Consider the following 2,185-nt stretch of genomic DNA (forward strand, 5'->3'; position numbering starts at 1 on the left):
CTGAGCGAGGATGCCGGCGCCTCGTGGTGGACGGGCGATCTCTAGTTGCTCTTGGATATTAACTCGTCGCTCGACTAATAACTGATCGGATTTACCCGCTAACTTACTATCGATATCTTCAATCTGCGCTGTCAATTGGGCTTCCTGCTGGCTGTAAATCCCCGTATCAATTTAGCTACTTGTCGCTCTAACACTGGCGACAGACTGCCTAGCTCCCGCTGAATGGTGGCTGTTTTCTTGACCAATACATCCAGTACCCGATCTTCCGCCCGTTGCTTGAGGATAAATTAGTGACACCGAACCTCAGCTTCCCGTTGCAGCTTGCGATCGATCCGTCCATTCCGCTGCTCCATCCGACTGGGATTCCACGGGATATCAAAGTGAAACAGATCGGCGCAATAGTTCTGAAGGTTAATCCCTTCTCTCGCCGCATCGGTAGCAATCAAAATTCGCAAGGGATGAGTATGCGGATCGGCATTAAAAGCGATTTTAATCTGTTCGCGATTCTGTTTGCCCATGCCGCCATGAAAGAATCCCAGCCGTTGGGAAGTATTGCCAATTGCTTGCGTAAGTTGTCGTTCTAAATAACTTTTGGTGTCCAAATATTCAGTGAAAATCAACAGACGGCGATCGTTCCAAGTAGCCTGTGGTTGTCCTAACTTCGGACACATATACTCCTTAATCCAAACCACCAAATGCTGCACTTTCGCATCCGCCTGATGCCGCGCATTCTGAGCGATATTCCCCATTTCTGCCAATAGTGCCAACTCTTCCGCCCCAATCTCTCGATTAGTCTGTTGGGTAGCTCTAGTCATCTGAGCATCTTCTTCCGCTTGAACTTCAGCTTCGCTTAGTTCGGCTCGATCGTCATCAGATCCGATCGATTGGCGTAATAAGGGGAAATTGCCCCCTAAATCCCCAAAATTTGGGGGACTTTCCATTCCGGTTCCCCCAGAATTGGGGGCTAGGGGGCGTTCGTTCTGACGCTGTTTCTCTGCTTGTCTTTCAATCGAGGCTCGATGTACTTTCAACGTCCGTGCAAAGGCTTCGATCGACGAAAGTAACCGTTTTTGCAGAGAAGTAATTACCAGCTTGGCAGTATTCTGAGTAGACTTAGGCGCGTCCTTGAGTCGTTGCTCCCGACAGGTGCGATATTGCTGGAGCAGTTGGGCGAGAACCAATTCTGGAGCATCTACAGGTAAACCCTCGATCGAGATCGGGATAATCTTCCGCTGCGGGAAGTCTCGTTGGCGTTGGCGAAAGCCTGCCGTAGGCACAGCCTCTCCCCCTGGAGAATCGTTTTCCCCAAGCCCACATCGTCAGCAATAAACAGCGACACACGAGGCATCAACAGAGCCTTTCGCAATGGTTCCAACTGATACGCCTTAACTTCAATCCCCGCCCGATAAGGAGCCTGAAACAACTTGGGATTGGTAGAAGTAACGCAATTCCAGCGCAGAGTGTGGAGATAAGCCGAGAAGTAGTGGGGTCGATTCTCCGAGGAGACGCTACGCGAACGAATCCCCGTTGAGCAACCTGCTCCCAAGTTGAATTTCCCAAAATCTCCGCATCGATCTCCCGTGCCCAAAAGACTTCTAACACTTTCCCCTGAGCGTCATCATTCAAACAAGCCAGCGACACCAATGTATCCCCTTGAGGATGAATCGGTAGAGTAACGGCTTCGACTAAATACTGACGGGCGCGGACGTTAACGATCTGTCCGATTTCGGGGGTAGCAGGCATGATGGGAGATGGATGCAATGTCCCACAATCTTATCCCAATTAGCGGAATAGCTCGTCTGTGAGGGAATACTCAAGTTTAGAACTCATCAGGTCGAGTTACAATTTCTTTAGCATTGTTAGCAGTCAGACCATTTGAGATTTAGTGTATGTCTAGTCTATCTGACTTCAGTGAAAAGCGATTTCTAAAGGGTAATTACATGAGATTCGATGGCGATCGCAATCAAGGTATTAGAAATAACTATGGCAATGCTTTCGGCAACGTTGGAGGCAATGTTTATTTAAGCCAACAACCCAAATTTTTATCACTACACCAGCTACCCTCAGATATTGATTTTACTGGGCGCACAACCGAAATCGACACAATCCGCCAGCAATTGTTGAGTGGGAAATCTTTAGTAATCTCCGCAGTAGCCGGAATGCCAGGGGTAGGCAAATCCGCGTT

At 48.9% G+C, this 2,185-nt stretch carries 3 protein-coding genes; 1 reads left to right on the forward strand and 2 read right to left on the reverse strand.

Annotated elements, in window-relative coordinates; genetic code table 11:
* Positions 1-287 precede the first annotated feature (287 nt).
* Together RMO84_RS09690 and RMO84_RS09695 are read right to left on the reverse strand one after the other, a co-directional pair.
* Complete coding sequence (locus tag RMO84_RS09690) at positions 288-1,277, reverse strand: helicase-related protein (protein ID WP_310488264.1); 990 nt, start codon at positions 1,275-1,277, stop codon at positions 288-290.
* Between the two features lie 70 nt (positions 1,278-1,347).
* Positions 1,348-1,743 carry a hypothetical protein gene (locus tag RMO84_RS09695; protein ID WP_310488265.1) on the reverse strand — a complete coding sequence of 132 codons (396 nt, stop codon included), beginning with the start codon at positions 1,741-1,743 and terminating at the stop codon, positions 1,348-1,350.
* Between the two features lie 146 nt (positions 1,744-1,889).
* Between RMO84_RS09695 and RMO84_RS09700 the strand changes: the two genes are divergently transcribed.
* Positions 1,890-2,185 (forward strand): hypothetical protein (locus tag RMO84_RS09700; RefSeq protein WP_310488266.1); only part of this gene is annotated, 296 nt, incomplete at its 3' end.

This window comes from Chamaesiphon sp. VAR_69_metabat_338, from assembly GCF_031423935.1.
Taxonomy (GTDB): domain Bacteria; phylum Cyanobacteriota; class Cyanobacteriia; order Cyanobacteriales; family Chamaesiphonaceae; genus Chamaesiphon.